General features: G+C 54.3%; 28 protein-coding genes and 1 pseudogene. 17 read left to right on the top strand and 12 right to left on the bottom strand.

The features are described 5' to 3' along the window. The 5 genes from SB756_RS20015 (at window position 1) to SB756_RS20035 (ending at window position 3,264) form a co-directional block, all read left to right on the top strand. Window positions 1–666 carry an RraA family protein gene (locus tag SB756_RS20015; protein ID WP_410911563.1) on the top strand — a complete coding sequence of 222 codons (666 nt, stop codon included), beginning with the start codon at window positions 1–3 and terminating at the stop codon, window positions 664–666. Further along, window positions 663–1,292 (top strand): RraA family protein, encoded by a 630-nt coding sequence (locus tag SB756_RS20020; RefSeq protein ID WP_341795590.1) that lies wholly within the window; start codon window positions 663–665, stop codon window positions 1,290–1,292. The genes SB756_RS20015 and SB756_RS20020 overlap by 4 nt, the downstream gene beginning before the upstream one ends. Beyond that, on the top strand, window positions 1,289–2,497 hold the full coding sequence (locus SB756_RS20025; protein ID WP_410911566.1) for a pyridoxal phosphate-dependent aminotransferase: 1,209 nt from the start codon (window positions 1,289–1,291) through the stop codon (window positions 2,495–2,497). The genes SB756_RS20020 and SB756_RS20025 overlap by 4 nt, the downstream gene beginning before the upstream one ends. A gap of 286 nt (window positions 2,498–2,783) precedes the next feature. Further along, the gene (locus SB756_RS20030; RefSeq protein ID WP_341795588.1) at window positions 2,784–3,077 is read left to right on the top strand and encodes a DUF6555 family protein; all 294 of its coding nucleotides are present in this window, start codon (window positions 2,784–2,786) and stop codon (window positions 3,075–3,077) included. 28 nt (window positions 3,078–3,105) lie between these two features. Beyond that, on the top strand, window positions 3,106–3,264 hold the full coding sequence (locus SB756_RS20035) for a hypothetical protein (protein WP_174369621.1): 159 nt from the start codon (window positions 3,106–3,108) through the stop codon (window positions 3,262–3,264). Window positions 3,265–3,431: 167 nt separating this feature from the next. Here SB756_RS20035 and SB756_RS20040 read toward each other — a convergent pair whose 3' ends face one another. The 4 genes from SB756_RS20040 to SB756_RS20055 form a co-directional block, all read right to left on the bottom strand. Beyond that, window positions 3,432–3,680 carry a hypothetical protein gene (locus SB756_RS20040; RefSeq protein WP_341798885.1) on the bottom strand — a complete coding sequence of 83 codons (249 nt, stop codon included), beginning with the start codon at window positions 3,678–3,680 and terminating at the stop codon, window positions 3,432–3,434. A 397-nt stretch (window positions 3,681–4,077) separates the two neighbouring features. Further along, complete coding sequence (locus SB756_RS20045) at window positions 4,078–4,521, bottom strand: DUF421 domain-containing protein (protein ID WP_341795586.1); 444 nt, start codon at window positions 4,519–4,521, stop codon at window positions 4,078–4,080. Window positions 4,522–4,530: 9 nt separating this feature from the next. After that, entirely contained in the window at window positions 4,531–5,037 is a 507-nt protein-coding gene (locus SB756_RS20050; RefSeq protein WP_341795585.1) for a hypothetical protein, read from the bottom strand. A gap of 11 nt (window positions 5,038–5,048) precedes the next feature. Then, a complete protein-coding gene (locus tag SB756_RS20055; protein WP_341795584.1) occupies window positions 5,049–5,552 on the bottom strand; it encodes a CinA family protein in 504 nt (167 codons plus the stop codon). A gap of 184 nt (window positions 5,553–5,736) precedes the next feature. Here SB756_RS20055 and SB756_RS20060 point away from each other — a divergent pair, with 184 nt between their 5' ends. The 3 genes from SB756_RS20060 (at window position 5,737) to SB756_RS20070 (ending at window position 9,174) form a co-directional block, all read left to right on the top strand. After that, entirely contained in the window at window positions 5,737–5,901 is a 165-nt protein-coding gene (locus tag SB756_RS20060) for a hypothetical protein (protein ID WP_410911568.1), read from the top strand. Window positions 5,902–6,003: 102 nt separating this feature from the next. After that, window positions 6,004–8,646 carry an ATP-binding protein gene (locus SB756_RS20065; RefSeq protein WP_410911570.1) on the top strand — a complete coding sequence of 881 codons (2,643 nt, stop codon included), beginning with the start codon at window positions 6,004–6,006 and terminating at the stop codon, window positions 8,644–8,646. 99 nt (window positions 8,647–8,745) lie between these two features. Beyond that, window positions 8,746–9,174 carry an NUDIX domain-containing protein gene (locus SB756_RS20070; RefSeq protein WP_410911572.1) on the top strand — a complete coding sequence of 143 codons (429 nt, stop codon included), beginning with the start codon at window positions 8,746–8,748 and terminating at the stop codon, window positions 9,172–9,174. 223 nt (window positions 9,175–9,397) lie between these two features. Here SB756_RS20070 and SB756_RS20075 read toward each other — a convergent pair whose 3' ends face one another. The 3 genes from SB756_RS20075 to SB756_RS20085 all read right to left on the bottom strand — a co-directional run bounded on the left by SB756_RS20075 (window position 9,398) and on the right by SB756_RS20085 (window position 12,988). After that, complete coding sequence (locus tag SB756_RS20075; protein ID WP_410911767.1) at window positions 9,398–9,748, bottom strand: DUF5329 domain-containing protein; 351 nt, start codon at window positions 9,746–9,748, stop codon at window positions 9,398–9,400. 65 nt (window positions 9,749–9,813) lie between these two features. After that, on the bottom strand, window positions 9,814–11,400 hold the full coding sequence (locus SB756_RS20080) for a phospholipase D family protein (RefSeq protein WP_410911574.1): 1,587 nt from the start codon (window positions 11,398–11,400) through the stop codon (window positions 9,814–9,816). A gap of 670 nt (window positions 11,401–12,070) precedes the next feature. Continuing rightward, complete coding sequence (locus tag SB756_RS20085) at window positions 12,071–12,988, bottom strand: GNAT family N-acetyltransferase (RefSeq protein WP_410911575.1); 918 nt, start codon at window positions 12,986–12,988, stop codon at window positions 12,071–12,073. A 321-nt stretch (window positions 12,989–13,309) separates the two neighbouring features. Here SB756_RS20085 and SB756_RS20090 point away from each other — a divergent pair, with 321 nt between their 5' ends. The 5 genes from SB756_RS20090 to SB756_RS20110 all read left to right on the top strand — a co-directional run bounded on the left by SB756_RS20090 (window position 13,310) and on the right by SB756_RS20110 (window position 19,317). Beyond that, window positions 13,310–13,888 (top strand): TetR/AcrR family transcriptional regulator, encoded by a 579-nt coding sequence (locus SB756_RS20090; protein WP_410911769.1) that lies wholly within the window; start codon window positions 13,310–13,312, stop codon window positions 13,886–13,888. A 53-nt stretch (window positions 13,889–13,941) separates the two neighbouring features. After that, the gene (locus SB756_RS20095) at window positions 13,942–14,418 is read left to right on the top strand and encodes a DUF1348 family protein (RefSeq protein ID WP_410911576.1); all 477 of its coding nucleotides are present in this window, start codon (window positions 13,942–13,944) and stop codon (window positions 14,416–14,418) included. 1,218 nt (window positions 14,419–15,636) lie between these two features. Further along, the gene (locus SB756_RS20100) at window positions 15,637–17,445 is read left to right on the top strand and encodes a Mu transposase C-terminal domain-containing protein (protein WP_410911578.1); all 1,809 of its coding nucleotides are present in this window, start codon (window positions 15,637–15,639) and stop codon (window positions 17,443–17,445) included. Between the two features lies 1 nt (window position 17,446). Next, entirely contained in the window at window positions 17,447–18,310 is an 864-nt protein-coding gene (locus tag SB756_RS20105) for a TniB family NTP-binding protein (RefSeq protein ID WP_410911580.1), read from the top strand. Then, window positions 18,310–19,317: a hypothetical protein gene (locus SB756_RS20110; protein ID WP_410911582.1), complete on the top strand. Its 1,008-nt coding sequence runs from the start codon at window positions 18,310–18,312 to the stop codon at window positions 19,315–19,317. The genes SB756_RS20105 and SB756_RS20110 overlap by 1 nt, the downstream gene beginning before the upstream one ends. A gap of 1,014 nt (window positions 19,318–20,331) precedes the next feature. On the opposite strand, the gene SB756_RS20115 is transcribed toward SB756_RS20110, so the two are convergent. From SB756_RS20115 to SB756_RS20125, 3 genes are all read right to left on the bottom strand, one after another. Beyond that, on the bottom strand, window positions 20,332–20,598 hold the full coding sequence (locus SB756_RS20115; RefSeq protein WP_410911584.1) for an antitoxin Xre/MbcA/ParS toxin-binding domain-containing protein: 267 nt from the start codon (window positions 20,596–20,598) through the stop codon (window positions 20,332–20,334). 320 nt (window positions 20,599–20,918) lie between these two features. Further along, complete coding sequence (locus SB756_RS20120; RefSeq protein WP_410911771.1) at window positions 20,919–22,022, bottom strand: site-specific integrase; 1,104 nt, start codon at window positions 22,020–22,022, stop codon at window positions 20,919–20,921. A 249-nt stretch (window positions 22,023–22,271) separates the two neighbouring features. Further along, window positions 22,272–22,451: a DUF3592 domain-containing protein gene (locus tag SB756_RS20125; protein WP_050587352.1), complete on the bottom strand. Its 180-nt coding sequence runs from the start codon at window positions 22,449–22,451 to the stop codon at window positions 22,272–22,274. 171 nt (window positions 22,452–22,622) lie between these two features. Between SB756_RS20125 and SB756_RS20130 the strand changes: the two genes are divergently transcribed. Together SB756_RS20130 and SB756_RS20135 are read left to right on the top strand one after the other, a co-directional pair. Beyond that, window positions 22,623–22,847 (top strand): DUF2188 domain-containing protein, encoded by a 225-nt coding sequence (locus tag SB756_RS20130; RefSeq protein ID WP_027609189.1) that lies wholly within the window; start codon window positions 22,623–22,625, stop codon window positions 22,845–22,847. Continuing rightward, window positions 22,844–23,299, top strand: a complete 456-nt coding sequence (locus SB756_RS20135) for a DNA methylase (protein ID WP_134333745.1) — start codon at window positions 22,844–22,846, stop codon at window positions 23,297–23,299. Before SB756_RS20130 ends, SB756_RS20135 begins: the two co-directional genes overlap by 4 nt. Here SB756_RS20135 and SB756_RS20140 read toward each other — a convergent pair. Continuing rightward, window positions 23,277–24,398, bottom strand: coding sequence for a sensor histidine kinase (locus tag SB756_RS20140; protein WP_027609191.1), 1,122 nt, complete (start codon window positions 24,396–24,398; stop codon window positions 23,277–23,279). The two genes, SB756_RS20135 and SB756_RS20140, sit on opposite strands and share 23 nt — an antisense overlap. Before the next feature lie 252 nt (window positions 24,399–24,650). Here SB756_RS20140 and SB756_RS20145 point away from each other — a divergent pair, with 252 nt between their 5' ends. Next, entirely contained in the window at window positions 24,651–24,890 is a 240-nt protein-coding gene (locus SB756_RS20145; RefSeq protein ID WP_027609192.1) for a DUF6555 family protein, read from the top strand. A 130-nt stretch (window positions 24,891–25,020) separates the two neighbouring features. Then, window positions 25,021–25,383, top strand: a complete 363-nt coding sequence (locus SB756_RS20150) for a response regulator (RefSeq protein WP_410911586.1) — start codon at window positions 25,021–25,023, stop codon at window positions 25,381–25,383. Here the strand turns inward: SB756_RS20150 and SB756_RS20155 are convergent. Then, window positions 25,357–25,560 (bottom strand): annotated as a pseudogene (locus SB756_RS20155) (low affinity iron permease family protein); the annotation flags it as partial. The gene SB756_RS20150 and the pseudogene SB756_RS20155 overlap by 27 nt on opposite strands. Window positions 25,561–25,612 lie beyond the last annotated feature (52 nt).

Below are 25,612 nucleotides of genomic sequence, written 5' to 3' on the forward strand. Positions count from 1 at the left end.
ATGGGCCTTTCTGATAAAGACCTCGTCGCCTTGTTCGAAGGCCTGGATACCCCAGGGGTGTCCGACGCGATGGACAAGCTGGGCCTTCCCGGCCAGGCCTTTGGTATCGCGCCGCTGGCCAACTACAGCCAGGTCGTGGTCGGCCCAGCCTTCACTGTCCAGTACGTCAGTGCGAGCACACCGCCAGGCACCGTGGGTGACTTCATTGATGAAGTCGCACCAGGCGACGTAGTGGTCATCGCCAACGAAGGCCGTACCGATTGCACGGTGTGGGGCGACATCATGACCCAGTACGCCCTGGCCCGCGGTATTGCCGGCACGGTCATTGACGGTGTCTGCCGCGATGTGAACAAGGCGCTGGGCGAAGGCTACCCGCTGTTCAGCAAAGGCCGCTTCATGCGTACCGGCAAGGACCGCGTGGAGGTCGTGGCCGTCAACCAGCCGGTGTCGGTTGGCCATGCCCGGGTTTGTGCCCGCGACATCGTCGTCGCTGACGCCAATGGTGTCGTCATCGTCCCGCGTGACCGTGCCCGGGAAGTTGCTGAAACGGCACGTCGCATCGAACACGTCGAAGCGCAAATCCGCGAACAGATTGCGGCTGGCAAGAGCCTCAAAGAAGCCCGTGCCGCCCTCGGTTACCACTCCCTGCAGAGCAAGCAATCATGAGCCTTCCACACGATTATCAGAACCTTGCAAAGGTCCTGGGCACCTCCACCCTGTACGAGGCGTCCGGGCTGCCGTGCGCGGTCGATCGCGAGATTCGCGCAGTCTGGAAAGGCGCATTCATCGCCGCGCCGGCTTACCCGCTGCAGTGTTCACCAGGTGACAACCTGGGCCTGCACCTGGCCGTGGCCAAAGCGCCGCGCGGCAGCGTGCTGGTGTGTGATACCGCCGACTTCGTCGCCGGCTATTGGGGTGAGGTGCTCACGGTGGCGGCGGAAGCGGCAGGCATCGTTGGCCTGGTGATCAACGGTGGTGTGCGCGACGTCGCCGCGCTCGAAGCTCATGGTTTCCCTGTATTTGCGCGAGGCATCTCGGTCAAAGGCACCGTCAAGGCAACCACGCCTTCGGTCGGCAAGCCGTTCGACTTCAGCGGTGCGCAGGTCAGCGCCGGCGATCTGGTCGTCGCGGACGAGGATGGTGTGATCATCATTCCGGCCAATGCCGTTGAACATACCTTGCGGGAAGGACAGAAGCGCGCGGACAAAGAAGCCGTATTCATGGGCAAGCTGCGCGAAGGCAAAACCACCATGGACCTGATGGGTCTTTCCCACCCGGAGGAGCACGCGTGAGCCTGGCAACGCTGAACCGTCGCCTGGAGGCTGCCAAGCCTTCGGCGACCTACAAGATCATCGACCGCGTGGCTGCGCGCCGCGCAGACGGGGCGAAGATCATTTCGCTCTGTGCGGGTGAACCTGACTTCGACACACCGGAGCACATCCGGGCCGCGGCCATCAGTGCGATCGACAACGGCCATACCCGCTATACCCAGGTAGCCGGCCTTCGCACGCTGCGTGAGGCCATCGCGCGTAAATACCAGCGTGAGAATGGTCTTGATGTCAGCTGGCAGGACACGCTGGTGTGCAGTGGCGGCAAGCAGGTCATCTTCAATGCCCTGGCCGCGACCCTGAACGAAGGCGACCAGGTTGTGATCCCCGCGCCATACTGGGTCAGTTATCCAGAAATGGTTGAACTGTGCGGTGGCGAGTCGCGCATCGTCGCTTGTGGCGCCGAGTCGGGCTTCAAGCTCACCCCGCAAGCGCTGGCCGAAGCCATCGGGCCGAAAACCCGCTGGCTGATCCTGAACTCACCGTCCAACCCGACGGGCGCCGTGTACGACCGCGACGAATTGCAGGCTCTTGCTGAGGTGTTGCTGGCCCATCCGCAGGTACTGATTCTGGCGGACGATATCTATGAGCACCTGCTTTTTGACGGCCGTGACTTCCTCACGCTTGCCCAGGTCGAACCACGGCTGGCTACACGGACACTGACCATGAACGGCGTGTCGAAGGCTTACGCCATGACGGGTTGGCGGATCGGGTTCGCTACCGGCCCTCGCTGGCTGCTTGAGGCGATGGAAAAGCTTCAGGGTCAGCAGACCTCGGGCGCTTGCTCCATCTCGCAGCACGCCGCAATCGCTGCCCTGGACGGTCCGAAAGACTTCATCGCCCACAGTCGCGAAGTATTCCAGCGGCGCCGTGATTTCATGGTCGAGTTGCTCAACCAGGCGCCGGGCATCAGTTGCGAGGTGCCAGGCGGGGCGTTCTACGCTTTCGCCGACTGTTTTGGGCTGATCGGCAAGCGCTCACCTGCTGGGCGCGAATTGGTCAATGACGAAGCTGTGGCCCTGGCGTTGCTGGAGGAGGCCAATGTTGCAGTCGTTCAGGGCAGTGCTTTTGGTCTACCGGGCTATTTGCGCATTGCTTATGCGCTGGATGACGAGTCGCTGCGTGCGGCTTGCCGGGCCATTCACCGCTTCTGCGAGGACGCACGGTAGGTATAGTCCCTGTATTAGTGGCTCATCATAGCTCTGCGCTTTCTTGGCAATGTCAGGCAGCGTTATGTGAGCGTTGATGAAAGCGCTCTGTAAGGTACTGTACCCAGACGGCGCTGGCGCAATGGCCGCTTCGCGGAAAATGCGACGTTCTGAATTGATTGAGCGTGATGAGCCTGCCATCGATGAGGTTTGAGAGAGACGGCGGCACCGAGCTGCTCCGCTTCTCAACTGAATTTTTCTCACATTCGATACCTCCATAAGACATGAACTATAGGGAGGGATTCTTGTGTCAGCACTTCAACTGTACGTGATCGAGTATGAACTGCACGGCGATCATCGGACATTCATCATCCGCCTCGAGAAGATGGATAACGCTACTGCTTGGCACTGGGCGAGCTGCGATGCCGGTGTCGGCATCATTCCGAGGTTTGGTCAGCACAATATCAAGCTGGTGAGCCGGCCTATGGCGGAGCGCTATGGCATTTCCGAGGTGAGATGGAGGTTAGCGGGGCAGGGGCCGGAGTTCATACCTACCCCTGTTGATTTTAAGAAGTTTTCGGAAAGGGCAGGTGGCGCGTAGCGCCAGGCAGATCACACTGGAGGTAGCTATGCAACCTAAGACTGAGGGCCCGGAAGAAAAAGGGCCAAGCGATGTCCCATTCATCAACGACCCGGAAAAACCCACGTCGCCGCCTTTGAATGATGCCGATGCTACGGACGCAGCAGAGGCGGAGGAAGACATTCAAGATGACGCAGAGTCGATCTAGAGCCGAGGAGCTACGCATGGATACCTACGGTTTGTACAAGTGGCTGCTCGCAAGCTTTCTCATCGGTAAAAGGATTCGCTCAACTCCGTAATCCCCTCAAGGTGAACAGACCCTACGGTAGAGCACAATGACTAGCGGTGACTGGGATCACCCCACAGCCGGACTGGTCATGACCGCAGCTCGGCTGCTGTGTTTTTCTTCCAACCCCTAAAGTTCATAAGACACAGCACTACCTGAAGCACAATCAATGCCCAAGCTTGGGCATGCCATCCCCAGACCGTCCATAAAATGTTGCTTGCGATAAAGCAACAGAAGCCCACTTTGCGCCGCCTAGGGCGGTGCGATCCAATACACCAGGCTGCCAGCACTGTGACCGCCATCGCTGGCCATTCCAGCAACTCAATCCAATTTTCCATCAAACCATTCCAGACCGTTTCCATAAACCTAGAGCCATTTTCCGTCGGTCAATCCGCTTGTGAGTAACCGGATCCCTTTGGATTTGGAGTTCATCCTGGAGGACTGGGTTCCGCATACGATAAGGCAGGTGACGCGGCCCATTTAACGCTCTGGGCCGTAACCGCTGATTGCCAGGGCGGCGCGCATCGCAGCAAGGAGTGCCGAGGTTATCGCATGTCCCAATCACTCATTTTGGCGATGATGGAACAGGGGCAGATCTTCGACACCAGCAAAATGTGAGAATGGCTGACCACCCAGCGGAGTCTGATGCCTACACCAATAATTGAGCCTCACCACGCCATTCTCCTTAGTTAAATAGGCGGGGCGCCGTGGCCTGTCCGAGGCTCCTAGAGAATGTCACTCGTTGGGAATGATCGAGATCTTGCCGTTGCGCTCGACAATGGCAAATTTGATCTGCTCCACTTTTTCGATCCCCTGGCTATCGCGCGCAGCTTCAAGAATATCGTCTTCAGTGAGCCGCGCTCGGTGCATACGGTGGTGCAGAAAACGGCCATGCTCAACGACCAGCGTAGCGTAACCATCCAGCAGTCGCGCCAAAGGCTTGGAATTGAGTTTCGCGAGCGACAGTCCGACATCCAGGACGATCAGCGTCGCGATGACCAACATGGCATTGGTGAAGGAAAAATCATCGCCCAGCAAAGCCTGTTGGGTCGCTTCGCCGATGATTAACAGCAGCACAAAATCAAAGGTCGTCAGGTCAGCTAAGGAACGTCTGCCTGCAACGCGAAACAACAGCATGAGGGCGATGTACATGCCGGCTGCGCGAAGGATTGAATCCATTACTCGCTCCTAAGGGAATAGGAAGGTAGAGAAGTGGACTGCACTGGATGGGCCTGCGCGCACCGCGCATTCCAGTGTTCCGACATACTCGCTGCGTAAGGTCAGATAGAGCGTGGCAATGCCATCCCCGCTGGTTCCCAGTTGCAGCAAGATGGCCTTGCCCTGTGAGAGCGAGGCTTGTGGTTGAGGTTGTAAGGTTTCAATGCTGGCTTCGCGCAGTAGTGAACCATCGAGCTGCACCATGATGGGCTCTCGGGCGCTGCCGCGTACAGTGATGCGCAAGCTGTCAGTTGTGCCACTGCGGCTGAGGCGTTGATACTCAACATGCAGACGGCCATCAGCGCTCGTGACCTGAGCATTGCTGAGTGGGCCATTACCGAATACGCCGGCCAATCCAAGTAAGACAATGACGACCAACAGGTACCAACCCACGCGTTCGAAGCGCCAGACGCGCTGCTGCATGGTCATGTCTTCCTGGACAGGCTGCTGTCTCGACACCAGTTCATCATCCGCCATAGCCATAATCCTCAGGCGCGCTCCCCACGAAGCCAGCGCTCGTGATAATGGATCAGGCGGGTCAGTCCGTAGACGGCCCCGTCATGCATGACTTGCGCTCGCTCTCCAAAAAAACGCTGGGTACGGGTAAATACGGCTATTGGTTCCCCGGCAAATGCCCAGGCAAAGCACACTGTGCCGGGTAGAACCCCAGATGCTGGGCTAGACCCGGCTACACCGGTAGTTGCAATAACGACGTTGGCATCGCTGTCCTTCAAAGCCCCTAGAGCCATCTCCCAGGCGACTGGTTCGCTAGTGAGCCCGTATCGTTCGATGGTCTCCGCGCTTACACCTAGCAAACGCTTCTTGGCGGAGGGGGAATACACTACGTAGCCGCTTTCGAGCACCTCGCCTGTACCTGGGAATGCCGCTAGCAGAGCGACCATGCAGCCCGCTGTGCAGGACTCGGCAGTGGTGAGTACCAGATGGTGGTCTTTGAGGTAGCCAAGCACGGCCAGTACGGGATCACTTGCCATTTTGATGTCGACTCGTTGTTCTTTTGTGGTGGACGTGTCAGCTATGTAAATGGTTCACCGGTTCAGCGCAGTTTCGCTTGGGTTCTTGACTTGAACTTCATTCCCCGCGTCAGCATCAATTTAGGTAGCACGGAGCCGGGCTCCGAAGTGTTATTTGAATAACAGAGACAAGGGTAGGGTAGCCATGAAAAAGCACACCGACACCGGGCATAGGCCCCAGGCCCCATCAAAATCCCAAGGTGAAGAAGAACGCGACAACGATGCACATAGACCGGATGGCTCATCAGGCTCCGATCATGATTCGACCGCACAGAAAACAGCGCGCAATGAAGGGAAGAAGAAGCACTGAGGCCAGCAACGTTGGCGCCTGCCAGCTTCTTTGTCAGACCAGCACGCCAATGCATGGATCTTGAGTTAAATTTATAGGGCTCCCCCCGTGGTGATTTGTCCTATGGATTACGGTGATCAGCGCTCAGCAATCGAATCGTTCGTGACGAACGACGGCCAGATTGGCACCCAGATGCGTCGAGTAGATTGGGCCAGTACGACCCTAGGTAATCCAGGGTGCTGGCCAGTGCAACTGCGGCACGCCGTGAGTTTCTTGCTCAGCTCGGATCTGCCCACTGCACTTCTTTGGGGTGCCGACAGAACACTGCTCTACAACGACAACTGGATCCCGGCCATGGGGCACCGTCATCCCCTAGGGCTGGGCAGGCCCGCGCACGAGGTCTGGACGGCGGTGTGGGGGCGGGTCGGTCTGCAGCTCGAAGCGGTAATGGAGAAGGCAAGCCTGTTATTACTTTCCGATTCGGAGTTTCCGGTTCGCCTGGATCGAGAAAAGCCGTGGGCGTTCAGCTTGAGTCCTTTGAGAGCCCCTGAGGGGCACATCGTTGGTGTCCTGGTGCAAGGGCAAGAAGTACAGTCGTCAGCCCTTGAACCCGTACCGTCGCACATTATGCTGGGTCGAGATCGCCGTATGTTTGACCAGGCACCGGGGTTCATCACCATCTTCCGAGGCCCTGACCACATCTTTGAATTCGTCAACGAGGCCTTCAGGCGGAGCTTTGGTGATCGAGGCTATCTCAACCGCTCTGTACGTGATGTATTCCCCGATCTGGAAGGGCAGGGTTATTTTTCCTGGCTGGATGAGGTGTTCAAGTCGGGCGAGCGGTTTGTCGCTACCGGCACGCCTATTTCGCTGCTCTGGCAATCAGATGGGGCCGAGATCCGCTACCTCGATTTCGTGTATGAGCCTGTATTAGACGATGCCGGTGTAGTGACCGGTATTTTCTGCGAAGGCTTCGATGTCACGAAACGCGTGGAAACCGAGCGGGCGCTTAAAGAGGAAAGCCGCACGCTTGAGATCCTTCGAGACATCAACGCGGCGTTCGCCAGTGACCTGAACCTTGAACGGATCGTGCAAAACCTCACGGATGCAGCAACGTCGCTCACAGGAGCAGCTTTTGGCTCTTACTTTGCCAATGAGGTCGACGATGCCGGCGCGCATCTGAAGCTTTATACCTTGTCAGGTGCTGATCGCTCGGCCTTTGAAAAGTTGGGTCATCCTCGCGCCACTCCGGTGTTTGCACCTACTTTCCGGAATGAAGGTGTCGTTCGATCCTTGGACATCCTGGCCGACCCCCGCTATGGCCAGTTCGAGCCCCATCATGGAATGCCTAAGGGGCATCTGCCCGTACGCAGTTACTTGGCGATCTCGGTGGTATCGAGAACAGGCGATGTCCTGGGAGGGTTGTTTTTCGGTCATCCTGAACCGGGAAAATTCACTGAGCGGCACGAACGGCTGGTAGTCGCCCTGGCCGCCCAGGCAGCAGTGGCCATCGATAACGCCCAGCTTTATCGGCAGGTACAGCAGGCGAAAGCCACACTTGAAGAGCGGGTCGCTCAACGCACAGACGAGCTTTCACAGGCCAACGAAGCCCTTCGCCAAGCTCAAAAAATGGAAGCGCTTGGGCAGTTAACGGGCGGAATTGCCCACGACTTCAACAACATCCTGGCGGCGATTCTGGGAAGCGCCGATTTACTATCACGGCGATTGAAACAGGGGAAAGGCGAAGCTACGGCGCGGCTGTTGGAAGGGATTCAAGTCAGCGCCAAGCGAGCAGCATCGCTGACTCAGCGTCTGCTCGCATTCTCACGGCGGCAGACGCTCGATCCCCGGCCTACGGACGTCAACATACTTATCGATGGTCTGGTCGACCTGATCAATCGCTCGGTGGGGCCTGCAATTACTGTCATCACGCATCTGGAGCCGGGTCTAGGGTTGTCCCGGATTGACCCTGCCCAGTTGGAGAGTTCGCTGCTCAACCTGGCGATCAACTCGCGTGATGCCATGCCCGAGGGGCGCGGTGCGATCTCTATCACTACGCAGACAATCGAACTTGACGACCTGATGGCAGCTCGTGCCGACCTGCCTGCAGGCGAGTACATTGCGATTTCTGTCACTGACTCGGGAAGGGGCATCTCTGCGGAGAACATCAAGCGGATATTTGATCCGTTCTTCACCACCAAGCCACTTGGCCAGGGCACCGGACTGGGGCTATCTATGGTGCACGGTTTTGTACTGCAGTCCGGTGGCCAGATTGATGTGCATTCCCAAGAAGGTGTGGGCACGACGATTCGCCTCTTGCTGCCCAAATTCGAAGGGCAACTGGAATTACTCGAGGGCGAGGCCAGGCGGAGTGCGCTTAGCGGCCAAGGGGTCGGGAGAATTCTAGTAGTCGATGACGAACCTATCGTGCGCATGTCCATCGTGGAAGCCTTGATGGAGGCCGGATATGAAGTTGATGAGGCTGAAGATGGATCTAGCGCCATGCATACGCTTCGCTCGTGCCTACCTTATGATCTGCTCGTCACCGATGTCGGGCTTCCAGGTGCGCTGAATGGACGCCAGGTGGCAGATGCCGCTCGTGAGGCTTTTCCAGACCTTCGGGTTCTATTCGTGACCGGTTTTGCAGAGGCATCGGTTTTGAAAGGTGGATTCCTGACACCTAGCACGGCAGTGATCACAAAACCGTTCGACATTCAGGTACTCCTGAACAAGGTGACCGTAATGCTGCACCAGCCCCAGACTTGAGCAGGGTGCCGGAACTCAGCTTCCTCCCCGGCAGTCATCAGCATAAGGAAGTTCGTCCCAGCGTTCAGGATGTCGCGCGTTCTTTAGGTGCTATCCCTCATGAGCGTCATCAAGCATCGTCCAGCAGGGGCAAAAGTAACGATCATCTGTACTCGAAATGACCAGGTTCTTCTTGTTCGCAGGAAGGGTGCCAAATGGAAGTTTCCAAACGGTCTGCTTGAGAGAGGAGAGGCTCCAACCGTGGCTGCCGCTAGAGAGCTTTGGAAGGCCCTATCGTTGCACTGCTCAGGCCTACATCTCGTGGGCATCATTGAGATAGGCAACGTACTCCACCATATCTTCACCACTGACTTCGCTGATGGCTGTAGCGTGGCGCTGGGGAGAGGCATTGTCGCATGTAAGTGGATTGGCTGGGAGGACTTGAGCTCAACCATGCTCAAGCCCACAGCTGCTGCTTTGCTGTCACGAGATCTATCAGCGCTTGTCCATCGTTATGAGCCCGCAGAATTGACATCCAACACAAACTGAACGGCAAGGTCATCGAGCCGGTCGGATCGTTAAATGCCATGAAAACTTATCAGGGCGGGTGTTGCTCCTTGAGCGGCCCGCGTGAACGCGCGGGCTTTTTTTGATAGATGTGCTTGATCATGTTCGTGCCTAATGCCGGTGTCTTTTCAAGCATTGCCGTTTTTTGCTATCTACGGACGCTTGGCTCCTGACGTCCCAGCCTTCTCTTGGCTCAATAAGAGATTCAGTGAAATTGCCGTTGCCTTTGAAGCTCTCTGTGCAACCAGATGGCTGCCGGTTCCCTACCATCTGAGCATCGCACCTCGTAGGCACGGCCACTCAAGCTGCTTTTAGTCGCAGCAAGGTCGATGAAGTCTTCCGCGCTTTTCACCCTGTTCTTGCTTTTGAGGTAATCTAGCTTCCGCTCTAGGTGCGTTCGAGCTCGGGCGCCTGAGTATTTCACTCCGTTACGAATAAATGTGCAGTCACTCTGCTCTACAAACTCTAGCAATCCCCTTATTTCATTAGCGGTTTGAGGCAGGGCTACTACCCGTGTGTCAACGATGATTGCGATAACGCAAACACTCACCGCCATTATCAGTTGACTGATAACCCGCCTGGGGCCTCTCGTCCACATCCGCATGATTTGTCCTTCCCACGCTATAGCATCTTTTCAAGTCCTATCGTGCTGCTGAGCCACGAATTGAAGCGCCGCCACCAGCCCCCCGGTTCTGTGGTCAACGTGCGTTGTTGGCCATTGTCTTCGGTGACCCAGACCAGATGATTATCTTCCAGCCGGGCCTGGTAACTCAGAGCAGATGCCATGCCTTCCAGAGCCAGTTCGCGCACCCGTCCGGCGAGCTCCGGATCATCAACCAAGACGCCGACTTCGGTGTTCCATAGCAAAGAGCGCGAATCGAAATTGAACGAACCGACAAACGCTTTTTGCTTGTCGAAAACCATCGCCTTGGTATGCAGGCTGGAGTCGGAGCTGCTGGAGGGGCCGCTGGAAGAGCCTTTGCGAGAGAAACGCGGCCTAGTATCGCTGTCGCTACGATCACCTGCTTGGCGACGTAACTCGAACAACTGCACGCCATGCTCGAGTAAGGTCTTGCGATAGGGCGCGTAAGCACCGTGCGAAGCCGGTACGTCGGTGGCCTCCAGAGAGTTTGTAAGCAAGCTGATCGACACGCCGGCGTCGGCTCGACGGGTCAGGTACACCACCGCGGGATAGCCAGGCACCATGTAGGCCGACACCAAAATTAGCTCCTTACTTACCCCGTTGAGTTCGGGTGCCAACTGAGTAGCCAACAGCAAGTGCGCAGCGGGTTCACCACTCGCCAATACTTTGCTAGGTGCATCCCACATCGCTTTGTTCCAGGCCCAAATCAATTCCCGGCGCCAGTTATTCAGGCGAGGCTGAGTGGTATAGCTCATCAAGTGTTGATAGAGCGCATGATTCTGAGTGAGCGTTTCCTCCAAGGAGGCATCCAGCCGAGTCCGAAGATCTTTCAGGTCTCTGCTCGTCGGCTTGAACGATATAAACTGCTCGATGGGCTTGCTGAGGGCACTGTTCCAGTACTCGTCAAAACTATGTCCCAACTGTTCAGCGACCGGGCCGACACTGAGCATGTCAATGTCAGTAAAATTTCTGTTGGGCTCGGCATCGAAATACTCGTCGCCCAGATTGCGACCTCCGACGATGGCCACACAGTTGTCTACCACCCACAGCTTGTTGTGCATACGCCGGTGTTGAAGCGACAGGTTGAAGAGTCGACCCATCGTGCGTGTCACCACGGTACTGCGGCCCAAATGGAGAGGATTGAACACTCGGATCTGTATATACGGATGCGTCGCCAGAGTCGCGATGGTTTCCTCCAGGTCATCGCTGGTGGTGTCATCGAGCAAAATCCTCACACGCACTTTACGGTCGGCAGCGAGGAGTAGCTCGCTCAGCAGTATCCGAGTACTGATACCGTCATGGACGATGTAGTACTGCAGGTCAATGCTGCTTTGAGCGCTGCGAATCAGCTCGGCGCGGGCGGCAAAAGCCTCGGCGCTCTCCGGGAACAGCCGAAAGCCCGATCGTCCATGATGGGGCGCTACCTGCGCCTGAATCGAACGACCGAACGCCGAATTGTTGGCGGGCAAGGCCTGACTGGGTTCATGGGGTGCATTGTGTGTCGTACAGCCACCGATGAACAGCGTGAGAAACAGAGCGACAAACAAGGGCTGTTTGGATCTCACGGAGCGTACCCCAGCGGATGGCGATGAGGGTGTCGGATCCGAAGAATGGGCCATCCCTTACCACCAGCGCATAGCTGCAACGATCGTGCGCAATGTTTCTTCGATCAGCCGGTTTCTTCAAAGCGTAGATCAACTCTGAGGGTGCCGTATCGCTCAGGAAGTATTAAGCAATGCCTTAGAAATCAAGAAATTATTTACAATGCTTATCAACACTACTCTCTTACTGATTCATATACGCGATACGCAGGGCAGTCCTATGCGCGTGATCTGCGACAGAGATTTGCGACGGTTCACTTCCTTGAATCTTGAGTTCAAAAAACGGCAAGCGGAGCGCGCCGGCCAAATGGGCCAGAGGCGTGAGCATGGAAGCCCGGTAGGGCGGACCCCAGGCCGACCCTAGGGGTCGGTTCACGACAGCCTTCCTAAGACCCATTCTCCTCGTGGGAACCTCTTGAAGCGTCTCACCTCTCCATACCACGGCAGGCAGTGCGGCCGGTGACCATGCCTAAGCTTTTGCGCTTAGCCTTGCGGCGTATTCAGGAAGGATGACTGCAACCAGGTTGGCGCATCAGCTCTAGGTCGAACGGCCTCCATCACTGACAGCTTTCGACCCATTGCAGCCGTTCAGCACTGGCAGAATTCGATCCCTCGCGGCCAGTGCTCCCGACACTTACAGTTCCCGAGCCCAAGTCTGGCTGACGAGGTCTTTTCCGAAGCTGTGTACCTGTTCTTCTTCGACCAATTGGAAACCTGCTTTCTGATAGAGCTTTCGGGCATCGACAAGCACACTGGTTGTCCAGAGGATCATGTGCTTGTAGCCCGCGAGCCGCGCAAACCGAATACTCTCTTCCAGCAACCGTTTGCCGATTCCCATGCCCCTGACGCTCGCGTCAACGTAGAGCATCCGCAGCTTGGCGGTCGTCTGGTCATGTTTGACGACAAAGACCGAACCGATGACTGTGCCCTCTTTTTCCGCGATCCAGCATCGTTCGCAGGACGGGTCGAATTCACGAAGGTAGTTGGCGACGATTTCCGCCACCAGCGCTTCGAACTCCATATTCCAACCGTATTCGCGGGCATAGAGTTGCGCTTGTTGCTGAACAACAATACCCATGTCGCCCGCTTGTGGATCGCGCAGGATGTAGGAACGATCACCGTCGCCCAATTGAGTCTGGATCTTTCTCATGGCTTGGATCAATTGCTGTTGCTGGGGCTCAGATAAGCCTTGCAACATCAACATGACTTCTTCACGAGCGGCTTGCTCCAGCGAGGCCAGCACCTGACGACCTGGCTCGGTGAGCTGGATTTGAGAGGCTCGGGCGTCGATTGCCGACCGAGATCTGCTGATCAGCCCTTTTTTCTCGAAGCCACCGATGACTCGGCTGAGGTAGCCGGCGTCCAGGCCGAGCAAATGGCAGAGATCTGAACTCTTCAGGCCAGCGCTAGCGCCTAATTCAAAGAGGATGCGTGCCTCGGTCAAGGAGAATTCGGCTTGAAGCAGGTGCTCTTGCAGCGCGCCAATCTGCCGTGTGTAGAAGCGGTTGAAACGGCGGACGATGTCAGCGCGCTCCAGGAGGGTTGTAGTCATGAAAATGCTCATATAGTTGCTTTTGGCATCTATATTATTGCCTTGGGCAACTATGTCAATCCTCTCATGTGCGGATGCATGGGCAGCGATGGGGCGATAGCCGCCTCTCGCAACCGGCAGGTTTGGACCCGTAGCCGCCGCTGCGCCTGACAGCTACCTTGTGGGAGCGGGTTCATCCGCGAACACCGGCATAGCCGGTGCCATCCGGGCTGCTGGGCGCAAATTCGAGCGAGAGATCGATTGAAAACCCATCTCACGCGTACAATCAAAAAATCCCAAGAGATGCTTGACCAGGGAGAACGATCGTTCTACTCTGGCTACATGGATCAGCCAATGACCGACACACGCGAAAAAATTCTTGCTACAGCCGAGAAGCTTATTTACGAAAATGGGATTCACGCCACTGGCATGGATCTCCTGGTAAAGACCTCGGGCGTAGCACGTAAAAGTATTTATCGATATTTTGCGAATAAAGACGATGTAGCAGCAGCGGCATTGAATGCACGCGATGTACGCTGGATGCAGTGGTTTAAAGGTGAATGCGAAAAAGCGGAAACTCCACAAGAACGCATTCTCAGCATTTTTGATGTTTTAAAGACCTGGTTTGAGTCGGACGGTTTTCGCGGCTGTGCCTTTATTAACACCGCCGGAGAAGTGGGCGATGCGGACGACCCTATTCGGCAGATCGCAAGGCTGCATAAACAAAAGCTACTTGAGTACACGCTAGAGCTTACTAGCGATTTAGGCGTCAAAGATCCGATTATTTTGGCTAGGCAGTTGTTCGTGCTTATAGAGGGCACTATAACCGTGGCCCGGGTAATGGGTGATTTCACCGCCCTGGATAGTGCTAAAGAAATCGCTAACATTTTGCTCAAAGAAGTACCGCGCACAAGCGCTTAACGTTCCAGAAACGCTAATTCCACTGAACGATCTAAATGATTGGAGGCACCCTCATGCCCAACGAACAAGCTCGTCCGCCACTTCCTCCTTTCACTCGCGAATCGGCGATTGAAAAAGTCCGACTCGCTGAGGATGGTTGGAATACTCGCGAACCCGAAAAAATCTCGCTCGCCTACACGCTGGACACCCAATGGCGTAACCGCGCCGAGTTTGCGACCAATCGCGAAGAAGCCAAGGGTTTCCTAACTCGCAAGTGGAAGAAGGAGCTGGACTACCGTCTGATCAAAGAGCTCTGGGCGTTTACTGAAAACCGCATCGCCGTACGGTACGCTTACGAGTGGCACGACGATTCGGGCAACTGGTTCCGCTCCTATGGCAATGAAAACTGGGAGTTCGAAGCAGATGGCCTGATGCACCGCCGTTTTGCCTGCATCAACGATATGCCTATCAAGGAAAGCGAGCGTAAGTTCCACTGGCCACTGGGTCGCCGGCCAGATGATCACCCAGGTTTAACTGAATTGGGTCTCTAAGCCATGCAGAGCCTGATCCTTCACAGCTGAAGGATCAGGTTTTTTGCTTTCCCCAAAGTGCCGCCGTGGTAATCATGCCGAAACCCATCGCAAGTGCCGTCTCCCTTGCGCAAGCCAAAGCCTACAAGGAGAAAACTCAGCAAAAAGTAGGTGAGGGCGCTTGCACTGAAATCAGGGCTCAGGCTTTTCAAGCGAAGACTTTGACAGCATGACCGCAGTCAGACGCCGGATGTCATCAGCCGCTTGGGCAATCACTCAAGCACCTCATCGGAGATGGTGCGTAGAGCTTCTGGGCGGTTAAATACTAGCGATTTCGGCGTTTTCAGTGCGACTTTTTCCCGAGAGGCATCAACGTCCTTAAGGTAGAAATCCATGAACTGTTTGACGCAGATTGAGCATCTTTTCCAAACCTTGGACGCAGGTGTTGTATTGCCGGTGGGGATTCCACGGGCTCCAGTTGTGGGCAATCCAGTTGATGAACCGGTCGACTTACCAGGTACTAATGAACGGCTGGCACTCAGTGTTGACTTCGCTCAGGCGTGCCGAGACTTGGAGGTTGCCAGGGAAACTGGTTGCGCTTTTTGGGCGCCAGTGACTGTAGGGAGGAAAGATCGGGAATGGGATGAACGGCCGCGTCATTGGACCCGCGCGCTAAAATCTCTGAGTTGTGCATCTACGTTTAGCAAACGTACCTGGTGCTGGCCAGTTTTCAGAGCGTCAGGTGGTGAAACGGAGATTCCTGACAGGGCAATCTAAGAGAGGATGTGAAGATGGTGATGCAACGGACTGATTTTGCATCGAGCGGAGGTTTGTGCAAAACCGACCGGGGGTTAGTGGAAGTTGTGACTGTTATCCATAAATGATAAAAAAATATATCTTAGAAAATCAAGCCTTTAGCTGAAGTGAAATCCATAGAAGATAAAAAATTAGCAAAATCTTAGGGATTTATCCTTTTTGAGGTGCAGAAGCTGCGTGTTGTGGCGTTATATGTCGTAGAGTTATAAAAAGCATCTGATGAACACGATTTTTGTCGTTTTTCGTGTATCCGTTACACGGCTTTAGAAAATAATAAAAATTAGCATGCAATCATATTTCTCAAGTAAATCATGAGCTTATGAGAGATTTTTTCTTCAATTTTTGGCTGTTTTGCCAAGGGTAGTTTTGCGGTACTTTTTTCTTTGCTATATGGAGATTTTTTCGCACGGAAAATCTGAGGTCATGCAGATCGAGATTGAAGAAGGGATGCATGTTGTAGCTCGCGGAAAAGCTGCATTAATTGTGGGGCCGGTTGATGCAGATTCAGTTGAGGTACTTCTGCTTTCTACTCGACAAAAGATCACTGTTGGACTGAATGAGATAGAGTTCATCACGGTGCCCAAGAGATCTACTGGCGGCTCCGAACTTCTTTACTTGACTAGATTGGAATCTGAATCAAATGACCAGGAAATTCAGCTGGCATTGAGGCGCCACGAGGTATTGTCGAGATTGCACCGTAAGGAAATTTCTGTGACCCAAGCAGCAGAGGAAATAGGTGTTACTCGATCGCATGTTTATAAGTTGCGTGCCAAGCATGATGAAAGCATGGGGTATTGCACTCAGTTGGTTCGGCGGAGAGGTAATCAGAAGAACTCACGACATTTAGATCCTGCTCTCGAAAAAGAAATAGAGGCAGTGCTCGAGACATTTCGTAAACGTGCAGGAGTTACATTTGCAGAGGTGTGGCGTGCTGTGCAAAAAGCTTGCATGTCACTTAACCTAAAATGCCCTGCACGCAAAACGATTCGAAATCGTATGAAAAGTAGTTTTACTCGCGAAGAAGTCACCCGTTTGAAATATGGGCGGGAGGTGGCTGCACAGATGCATGACTCTCGACCAGGAAAGTACAAGGCTACCAAACCCTTAGAGTGGGTGCAGACTGACCACACGCTCGTTGATTACGAGGTTCTCACGGACGACCGTAGTGACACTATTGGTCGCCCTTGGCTGACCCTGTTTATTGATGTCTATACGAGGGTGATACTAGGATACTATCTCAGCCTTCATCCACCTAGCACTTTGTCGGTTGCTTGTGCCTTGGCTCATGCAGTGATGCCGAAGGAAGACTTTTTGCGTAGATTGAATTTATCAGGCTTCAAGTATCCGATGTATGGCCCCCCGTTGATGGTCTATATGGATAATGCGAAAGAGTACAGGAGTCATAAGTATCTCTCTTCTTTAGATCGTGCGCATATCGGCTACGATCACCGTCCGCTGGGGAAGAAGCACTTTGGTGGTCATGTCGAAAGGCTGATAGGTACGATGATGAATAAGGTTCATTTGTTGAGCGGCAGCACAATGTCAAATACAGTTGTTAGGAAAAGGCTGGCTAGAGATAGGAAGCCCACCCAAACGTTCACGGAGTTTGCTAGGTGGTTTGCGTTAGAGGTAATGGAATATCATTCGACCGTGCACAGCGAAATTAAAAAGACTCCTTTGCAAGCATGGCAGGATTACTATGGTCCGCATGGTGTAGTACCTTTTCCTCCGCAAATAACAGACGCGCACCAGTTTCGTTTGAACTTCATGCCTCAAGAGTATAGAAACATTCGGCCCGGCGGCATTGAATTTAAGACTCGTTTTTATTGGGATCCTGTGCTCGACCCCTTTATTGGAGAGAAAAAGGTTCTGATAAAATACGACCCATTTTCACTTAAGCAAATCTGGGTCCAGTTAGATGGGCAATTCATTCCGATTCCTTTTGCCGACATGACGTTGCCTGATATTACTCTGGAAGAGCATAGAGCGAAAGTTCTCTCTAGCCAGTCACTGGAACCAGGATCTTTTGGTGATGCTCAAGCAGCAGAAGCACATAGTGAAGCAGGCAGGATAGAAAGTGCAAGCATAAAGAAGACGCGCGCTGCCAAAAAACAATTAGCTGCGAAAGTTGAGTATCAGAAAGAGTTCTCGTCTGCGGTGGTTGTCAAAAAAGAAAAGAAAGTGGCTCCCGATTATTCTTTGCCACCAAAGCCTTTCAAGGGGGGTGTGTAAGATGGGTTATGATCACTTGCGCCCTGACCGACAGGCGTTGCTCGACCAGGATATTGAAAAAAGAATTAAATTGATGCTCGGTGATATTTGGGTAGATATAGCGCCAAGTGAAACCGTATTCAAGGTTATGAACAATATGGCGAATGTTCCTAAGCGAATAACAGCGCCCGCGCTTTTGGTGACAGGCCTAGGGGGAGCTGGAAAGAGCGCAATAGTCAAAGAGATTCCAAATAGAGTAACTCGGAGCGAAGGACTTCTAACGATAAGCATGGCTTCTGATCCAGACTTAATGAAAAGAAAAGAGTTCAGGACTGAGATTTACCATAAATTGGAGCTTCCCTGTCCGCCAATCCACCGTAAGTCTTCTGTAGTCGACTTAGTTACTAGAGAGCTGTCAGAGATCTTAAAGCTTAGGAATATATGGGGCTTAGTGATTGATGAAATTCACGACATGCTATTATGCGGCAAGGTGGAGCAGAGAATTAATAGCTCAATGCTGAAGGCTTTTCTTGGGGAGTCATATGGAATTAGTCTATTCGCGTTTGGTACGCCTAAAGCAAACAGCTTTATATCCGCCATAACCGAAACGCAGCGTCGTTTTTCGGTAATCAAATTAGAGGACTGGAAAGAAGATGAAAGCTTCAGAACGTTTTTGCTGGGAGTCGAGGAGTTGCTTCCTCTTAAAAGGCCATCACGACTGTACGACCAAGACAAAGTTTTTGCCATTTTGGCTGCCACTTCAGGGCGAATGGATAACGTGATGAACTTGATCAGGTCTGCAGGATGCTACGCGCTTAGAGATGGAACCGAAGCGATTAGCCTAGAGCATCTTGCAAAAGCATCTGCCAGCCCTTGGGGTTATTGATGAGTACTATTGCAGGTATGCCCCATATACTGCATGACGAAACGATATCTTCTTGGCTGTATAGATCTACGCTTAGGTCACGATACAATAATCAGTATTTGGCTGGTCAGTCATTTATGATTCCGCCACCAGTTTCCTGGGGCGGCCCGCTGGTCGAGAGCAGTGACTGGGACTTTGATCCAAATACAGATTTTTTGAAGGCGGCTATGGAAAATTTAGCAATTGATGTTAATTATGCCGCTGCATTATTTTTCAACACCCACGGGCGTGTTGTGGATTGGGCTCGACGCTGGTGGTTCTGTGCCCATTGCTTGCGTGCAGACATTGCTAGGGGCCAAGCCCCAGGCTGGCGTAAGCATTGGTGCTATAGAGATTCGATCGTTTGTTCGACCCACGGAGCGGATCTGCACAGGCTACAGGTCCAACCTCAACTGAGTCGTGGATGGGACGCCTTTATTCAATGCCTGCAGGACAGATTGATTGATCCAGCCTGGCAGTGCCAAAACTTTCAGCGCTTCCGCGTCAGTGTTGTGAATAGAGTGACAAGATGGAAGTTGAAGCAAGGAAAAGGCACCTTTGATATATTCGACAACTTATATAGTGTTATGCTGCTTGCGCCTGTGTATAACGGCAATCAGGGCATGGCGTATGAATTATTTGGCGAGCCTGGGCCTTTGATCCGCCTTGCGATGCCTAATTATCTTGCAGGCATCAAGTACGGTGCAGAATTTGCGAGTGTGAAGGCGAGGTTTGCGAGTCTTTTGCTTACTGGGTACTTAATGGGAATTGTAGGTGACCGAGATCTAGCATTTGTCGCAGCCAAGAATGAGAGGTTTGAGGCTTGGAGGAGCTATAATTTGGATTTAGTGAGTTCTATGCGATTTGGGTGTACAAGTAAATTGGACTTCAAGTTGCTTGAGTCGCTTCTGTTTGGGCGCGGGGAGCTCCCGTGCGATACTCTTAATCGTGCGCTTCGCACTTATTTTTTTAAGCTTAGAATGCAGTAGAGCTTTTCATATTGATGCTCAGCTATAGCCGTGCCGTAAAGTATGTGTGTCGTGCGCTGACGGTTTTCACTTGGCTCGACAAATGTGGCTCAGTGAAGATATTTGTTCACTTATGACGCCTTCTCATGAGTTGTTTATAATAAATTAATTTTTGGCGCGCAGGGCGAGGCGCTCACCATTGGTGAAAGAGGCTTCAAACTTTATGCTTTGGGGCTGTGCTCACAAGCTTCTGCTTAGGTCCATTCTCCGGGTTTTTCTTCAAAACGACGCGAGTAGTGTTCCAAGGTTTTCTTAATCAGCGCCATGTACTTAGATGGATGGGCCTTCCGCTGCCCGAAGCCAGGTCAGGGTGAAGCAGAGGAGGATTTCAATAGCGATCTTGATTTCAGATATGGGATGGATCATGGCCTGTGTCCCCAGAGTGCTAGGTAGCCTACTGCGCTGTCAGGCCGCCCTTGCAGCCTGCCAGATTGGTAAGGCCAAGGCCCTGTTTTTTTGCTAGGATTGCCCAAACTTGGAGGATTTTCTTCAGTAGGCAAAGAAAAATCTTCAGTTCTGAAGTTTTTCTACAATTTTTCTTCACTCACGTTTACCTCGCGTGACGCATTCAAGGTGTTTTCGTGATCTTGACAATGTTCGCCAGCTTCAAGGCTTTTACAGTAGGTGGCCGATGAGCGATCAAATAGTCCCCCTGAGTTCCGATTCGAAGAGGTTCGTTTTCCGCTCCTGCTATGCCACAGTGCTCAGCAGGGTGGACGCCCGATACGACGTTCGGGGCTACCTTTTGGCTCAGATGGTAAAGCTTTGCCTTCAGAATCGAGGCAGGCTGCCTCGTGTTAGCCGCGACTTTTACACGCAGTATGCTCAAGCCGAGGCGATTGCATTTTTGGAAATGTGTGTCACCAACTTGCTGTTAGGTCCGGGAGGTCGCTTTTCGCTGCAGGAATATCACTACCAGGCAGATGCGCACTCGGAGCTGGGCTAACCCTTAGCCCGTTCTGCAGCATTAGATGCTCACGTATAAACGTCGTACTCAAGACGGTAGAGAAAGTCCCATACCTGCGCATAGCTTTCATGATGCCAAAGCAGCGTGCATGGAGTGTGGTTGCCAAGACCTAGTGCAGGGTTGATCATCCAGCGCTGCGCCAGTTCTACTTTTCCGAGCACTTCGATAGCTTTTCGAAAAATTTGTCCGTGCCTTGTTAAAAACGCTCCATGTGCAGAGGTCCAGCAGCTCGTTGAGGGCTGTTCGCTAAGTCCGTGGATCGTGAAACTGTTCATTGGCAGGGGTCCGAAAGTGGCAGTCGAGAGACTCTATTAACACTATGACAGCAGGAGGGGGGGCACGCCACCGATCCTGTAGCCACGGGCAGCGGACCGCTATGTGAAGAATCCCTGATCTTATCGAGTTGCAATGGTTGTCGGCTAAGCCAGTCGGTCATCAGGGTATCGGCTCAGTGCCTCATAGCTGTTGTTTAGGTTGTGTGGTGCCTGGTGTCTTTGCCTCATGATGCTGGATATCACGAACAGTGCAGGTGTGGCCCCCAGCGCGAGCGCGATCGACTGGGGGCGGGCGCCGCCGCAGGTCCGGCCTGTTCTGGTTAGGGTTGATCCCCTGCGGGCAGTGTGGCGTCCGGTGCGGGATCGACTGGCAGCTCAATCGACAACAATTGGCTCGCGCGACTGCCCAGGAGCGAGCCGGCCTGAAAGTAGCCCATCACCGTGCTGACACTGCGGTGCTCGGTCATCGCCATGACCTCGCCAAGCGGCACGCCCTGGCGTCCGGCCTCTGTGACGAAGCCCGAGCGAAGGCTGTGCGCCGCCCAGTCGCCGTCGAGGCCGGCCAGTGCCGCGCGACGTTTGACGATACGCGCGACCTGGTCACCGGACAGCCCAGCAGCCGCGACCCGGCCCCCTTTGTACAAGCGGCGAAACAGCGGGCCCTCGCAGGCCGGTGCTACAGCGAGCCAGGCGTTCAACGCCTGGGCCGCCGGTCCCTGGAGCGGCTTTTCCCGCCGCACACCGCTACTGTCGGTTTTGGTCGCCCCGAGTGCATACAGCCACGTGTCGGCGTCCAGACGCCGCAGGTCTCCGATCTGCAAACCCACGATTTCCGAGCGGCGCCGGCCACCGCCTCTCCAGGCCAGCAACAGCAGGGCGCGATCGCGCGTGCCACGCACGCCGTCAGTGCAGGTGGCGAGCATCGCCTGCAGCGGCTCCAAGACCACCGCGGTTTTCTTCCGCACGGACACGCCTTGGCGCGCCTGGGCCTTGCGTGCCTCGCGAAGAAGCGTCTTCACCGCAGGAGCATCACTTGGGTTATCCCAGCGTCGCAGGCGATGCCATTTAGACAAAACTGCCAAGCGATGGCTAACTGTGCTAAACGACAGTGGCCCCGGCTTGGCCTTGACCTTGGCTTGCACCAACGCGGCATCGGCGGCCGGCGGCAGCAGGTGTGTCCACTTACCAGAAGTATCGGGCCTGGCCAAATGGTCGACGATGAATTGCACGGCGACCTCGGGTGGCAACGCGCCGTCGCTGAGCGAGCGGCGATAACGTAACCGCAACCACGCGGACCAGTAGGTGAGGGCGCTCTGGTAGCTACGCACGGTATTGGCCGCAGTGCCTGCCGCGATGAATGCCTCAGCAGCGGCGCGGGTGCTGTCGGCCAATTCTGCTAGCACCAGCGGCTGTGAGGAGGGCATCTGTACCGGTTCTGTCAATTTCATCTCGCTCAACGCTGCAATAGGTGCGGATAACCTGTGCTTATCAGACCTAATATAGCGAAGAGGTAGGCATGACGATATCCATGATCGTGAAGAGCAGCAATCGCCCCTTTGCGACCGCTGGGCGCTAACGGCTTTACCAAGTGCGACGGGCACTCTGTGGGGAGCGGGTTTTCCCGCTAAGCAGACGACGCGGTGGATGTCACCGGCTTTGCCGGTGTTGGCGGGTTAACTCGCTCCCACAAAGTCCGCTATCAGAGGCAAGGGCCGGCAAAGGCTCGCGCCCCACAGCGCGCCTCGGTCATTGATGATCGCGGTCGTAGCGGGTGCTTCAGGGCGATACAACGCGTTAACCCGGTCGCCTATGGCGTAGCCGAAGATCAACCCATTTTCGGAGTTCCTGATCATTCTGCCCGTGACGTCCCTAAATTCGATTTGTGGATGATCGCCGCGCGTTCACAGCGCCGACATTGCCTTGGGAGCGTTGGGCGTGAGAGGCGCCGATGCAACGGACGCAGCGGACGCCGACGAAGACATTCAGGACGACGGTCAAGTCATTTACGCATGAGGAGAAAGGCAATGGACAACTACCACCTGAGCCTAACCGCTGATGGCTGGGAGCTGAAGAAAACCGGTGCGGAACGAGCCGCCAAGCGCGCCGCTACGAAGCAGGGGTTGGTTGGTTCGCTGTCTGACTTCTTTGATGGCAAAACAGCTTCGGTGAAAATTCATAAAGCTGACGGCACTATCGAAGAAGAGCGTACCTACCCACGTTCGGCTGACCCGAGGCGTTCGAAGGGGTGATACCAGTTACCGCTGCAGGCCTGGGTATCAATGTCAGCGATTCGACCGGGCATGGGCTGTACAAGTGGCTGCTCGCGAGCTTCCTGATCGGGAAGAGGATTCGTTCCTCCTTCGCCGTGGAGGAGTACCGGAACTTGGTTGATCGGCATGGCCTGGATACGCCGGAGAAGTTGGCCCGCTGTTCCCATCGGGATCTCGTAAGACTCCTAGGCCAGGCAGGTTACGCGCGATACGACGAGTCCACGGCGAAGCGGCTTCATGCTTTGAGTGTTCGGGCCGCTAGCGAACTCGATGTTCAGTTGATCTCGCTGAAAAAGAACGAGTTGGACACCTCTGCCTTCCAGGCCTGGCTTTTGAGCTTCGAAGGGGTTGGCCCTAAAACTCTCGAGATTTTTATGCGTGAAGCAGCAGCCCTCCTTGAGCACCGCTCTACAGCGGGATCGTCACGCTGAAGCAGGTGCCGCTCTCTTCAGAGGATGACACGTCGATTTTCCCTCCATGACTGGCGACGATTTCAGCTGCGATGAAAAGGCCTAACCCCAGGCCTTGGGAAGCTTTGCTACCCGTCTCGGTATAACCAGAGTATCGACGACCAGGATCAAACAAGGATGGCATAGCGGCTGGAGAGATGGGCTCTCCGGCGTTTCTGACTTCGAAGGTCATTGTGTTGTGGCTGCCTTTGAGGGCGACCTGGATTGGCTGCTGCAGGTCACCATGCCTGACTGCATTACCAATCAGGTTGGTAAATACCTGAGCCATTCGCTCTGGATCAAAACCACCCACGACCGGATCGGTATCATTGAATATAATCGTCGCGTTTGGCTCCCCAGAACTCAGTTCCTTGATTGTCGTGCGGCAGATCAAATTCAGCTCGGTGGGACTTTTGACAACCGGAATACCGGTGCCAAGGTTGCATCGTGCGAGGTCGACCAAATCGTTGACCATACGATTGGCTCGGCGGGCGCTGACCCCAACCTGAGCAGCAATGTCTTTTTCTCGATCCGAGAGCGTTTGGCTTTTTCTCAGTAAGTCAGCGCCCATCAGTATCGCTGTCAGGGGGGCTCGCAAATCATGTCCCAGCACGCCTAAAACCATTTTTCGGGTCGTTTCGACAGCTTGACCGTAGGCGCTGATTGACTCCACCAGCGCCTGGTCAATGGCCTCGTTAAAACGCACCATGTCCTCGATTTGCGAAGGTGAGCTGAACGCTTCCTCTGCCAGCCACAGTCGTAACACGCTGGATCTCAAGGCGCGAAATTCCGACACCATTTGATCCATGGAGAACCCGTCTATAAGCCTGAGAATGGCGTGCGTTTGTGCTGCAGTTTCTTGGTCAATCTGCGGCGCCAGGCCTTGGGATTTTCTTATTTGCTGTCGTTGTGTTTGCGGAGTTCGCATGTCCAGGGCGGCAGCCTTGAGTAGCTGTTCTGCATGGTTTCTTAGCGCACTGGCCGCCAGATCCTGTCTAGGGACATCAATGTCTCTGGCAAAGCGCTCCCACGCTTGGAGGATCAGTTCAAGATTCGCTTCGATGAAGTCGGGGAGTCGCATCGTCTACCTCTTCTTTGGCTACTGCCACCCCAGGTCAGCCGTGAACTATAGCCGGTAAGCCAGCACTCCGCCCCGTGCGACAACGGCCAGAACGGAACCTCAAGCCTACTCTTTTGACCGTAGGAGTGGGCCACGTCTGTCGCCAAAAATGTTGTACATATTCTTGTTTTTGTACAAGCTTTAGTCGTGAAACTTTTTGAATTTAATGCAGTTACGTCGGCTCCATATCTTATCGACAGGAGCCTGAATCATATGTCTTCACTGAAACTTTACGTCATTGACTATCAGCTTCGCGGAGCGTCCAAGCAATTTGTCATCCGCTTGGAAAATATGTCCAATGCGGAGGCCTGGCATTGGGCGAGCTGTGACGCCGGGATTGGAGTGATCCCAAGGTTCGCACAGCAAAACATTCGCAAGGTGGGCCGTCTCATGGCGGAGCGTTACGGTCTTTCTGACGTTCGTTGGAGACTTTCAAGCAGCGTCTCGGCATGATTGTCGAAACGGCCAACGGCCTTGAGCGAACCGCTCCGCTGATCGCGGCACGCTCAGTCTTCTCATGGCGGTGGTTCAAATGAGGTTAGAAGCTGACGGACTATCGTTAAGCGGGCACCATGTGCTGATCGTGGAAGACGACGAAACCCTCAATATGGTGCTGGCCCAGATTCTCACTGAGCTGGGCGCTTGTGTAGCGAGTTTTAGCAACGCCGAGGATGCGCTGATTGGTCTTCTTGAAAATCACGGCGCTTGTTCATTGGTGATTGCCGATCACGGCGTTCCTGGAGCCCTCAAGGGCTTGGAATTTTTGCAGATGGTCGCTGAAAAATGGCCTCATATTCCCGCCATTCTCACTTCTGGGTATCAGTTGCAGCCCACCGGTGCACCTCCTGTGACATTCCTGTTCAAGCCGTGGTCGGTTGAGGAGTTACTATCCGCGATTGGCCAAGCAATGGCAGGGGACTCGATCATGGGTGTTCTGGATCAGTAAAACCATCAGAAAGGTGATGATCGTTGTGGAGGTGTTGATGATGAGCTGCCAGGTATCGTTGGAGTGAAACCATGGCCCCGAGGCTGCCCACATTCCAATCAGTACGATGGCGATGAGGAAAGTAGTTGGCCTGCCAGCATGGTTGGAAAGCCATTGGCAGAACTGCGCGAATTTCATGATGCTTTTCCTTTTGAACACGTTGCACATGTTCCATTGACCCTCAAACTGT

Source organism: Pseudomonas sp. SIMBA_068 (assembly GCF_046534705.1).
GTDB classification, from domain to species: Bacteria; Pseudomonadota; Gammaproteobacteria; order Pseudomonadales; family Pseudomonadaceae; genus Aquipseudomonas; species Aquipseudomonas putida.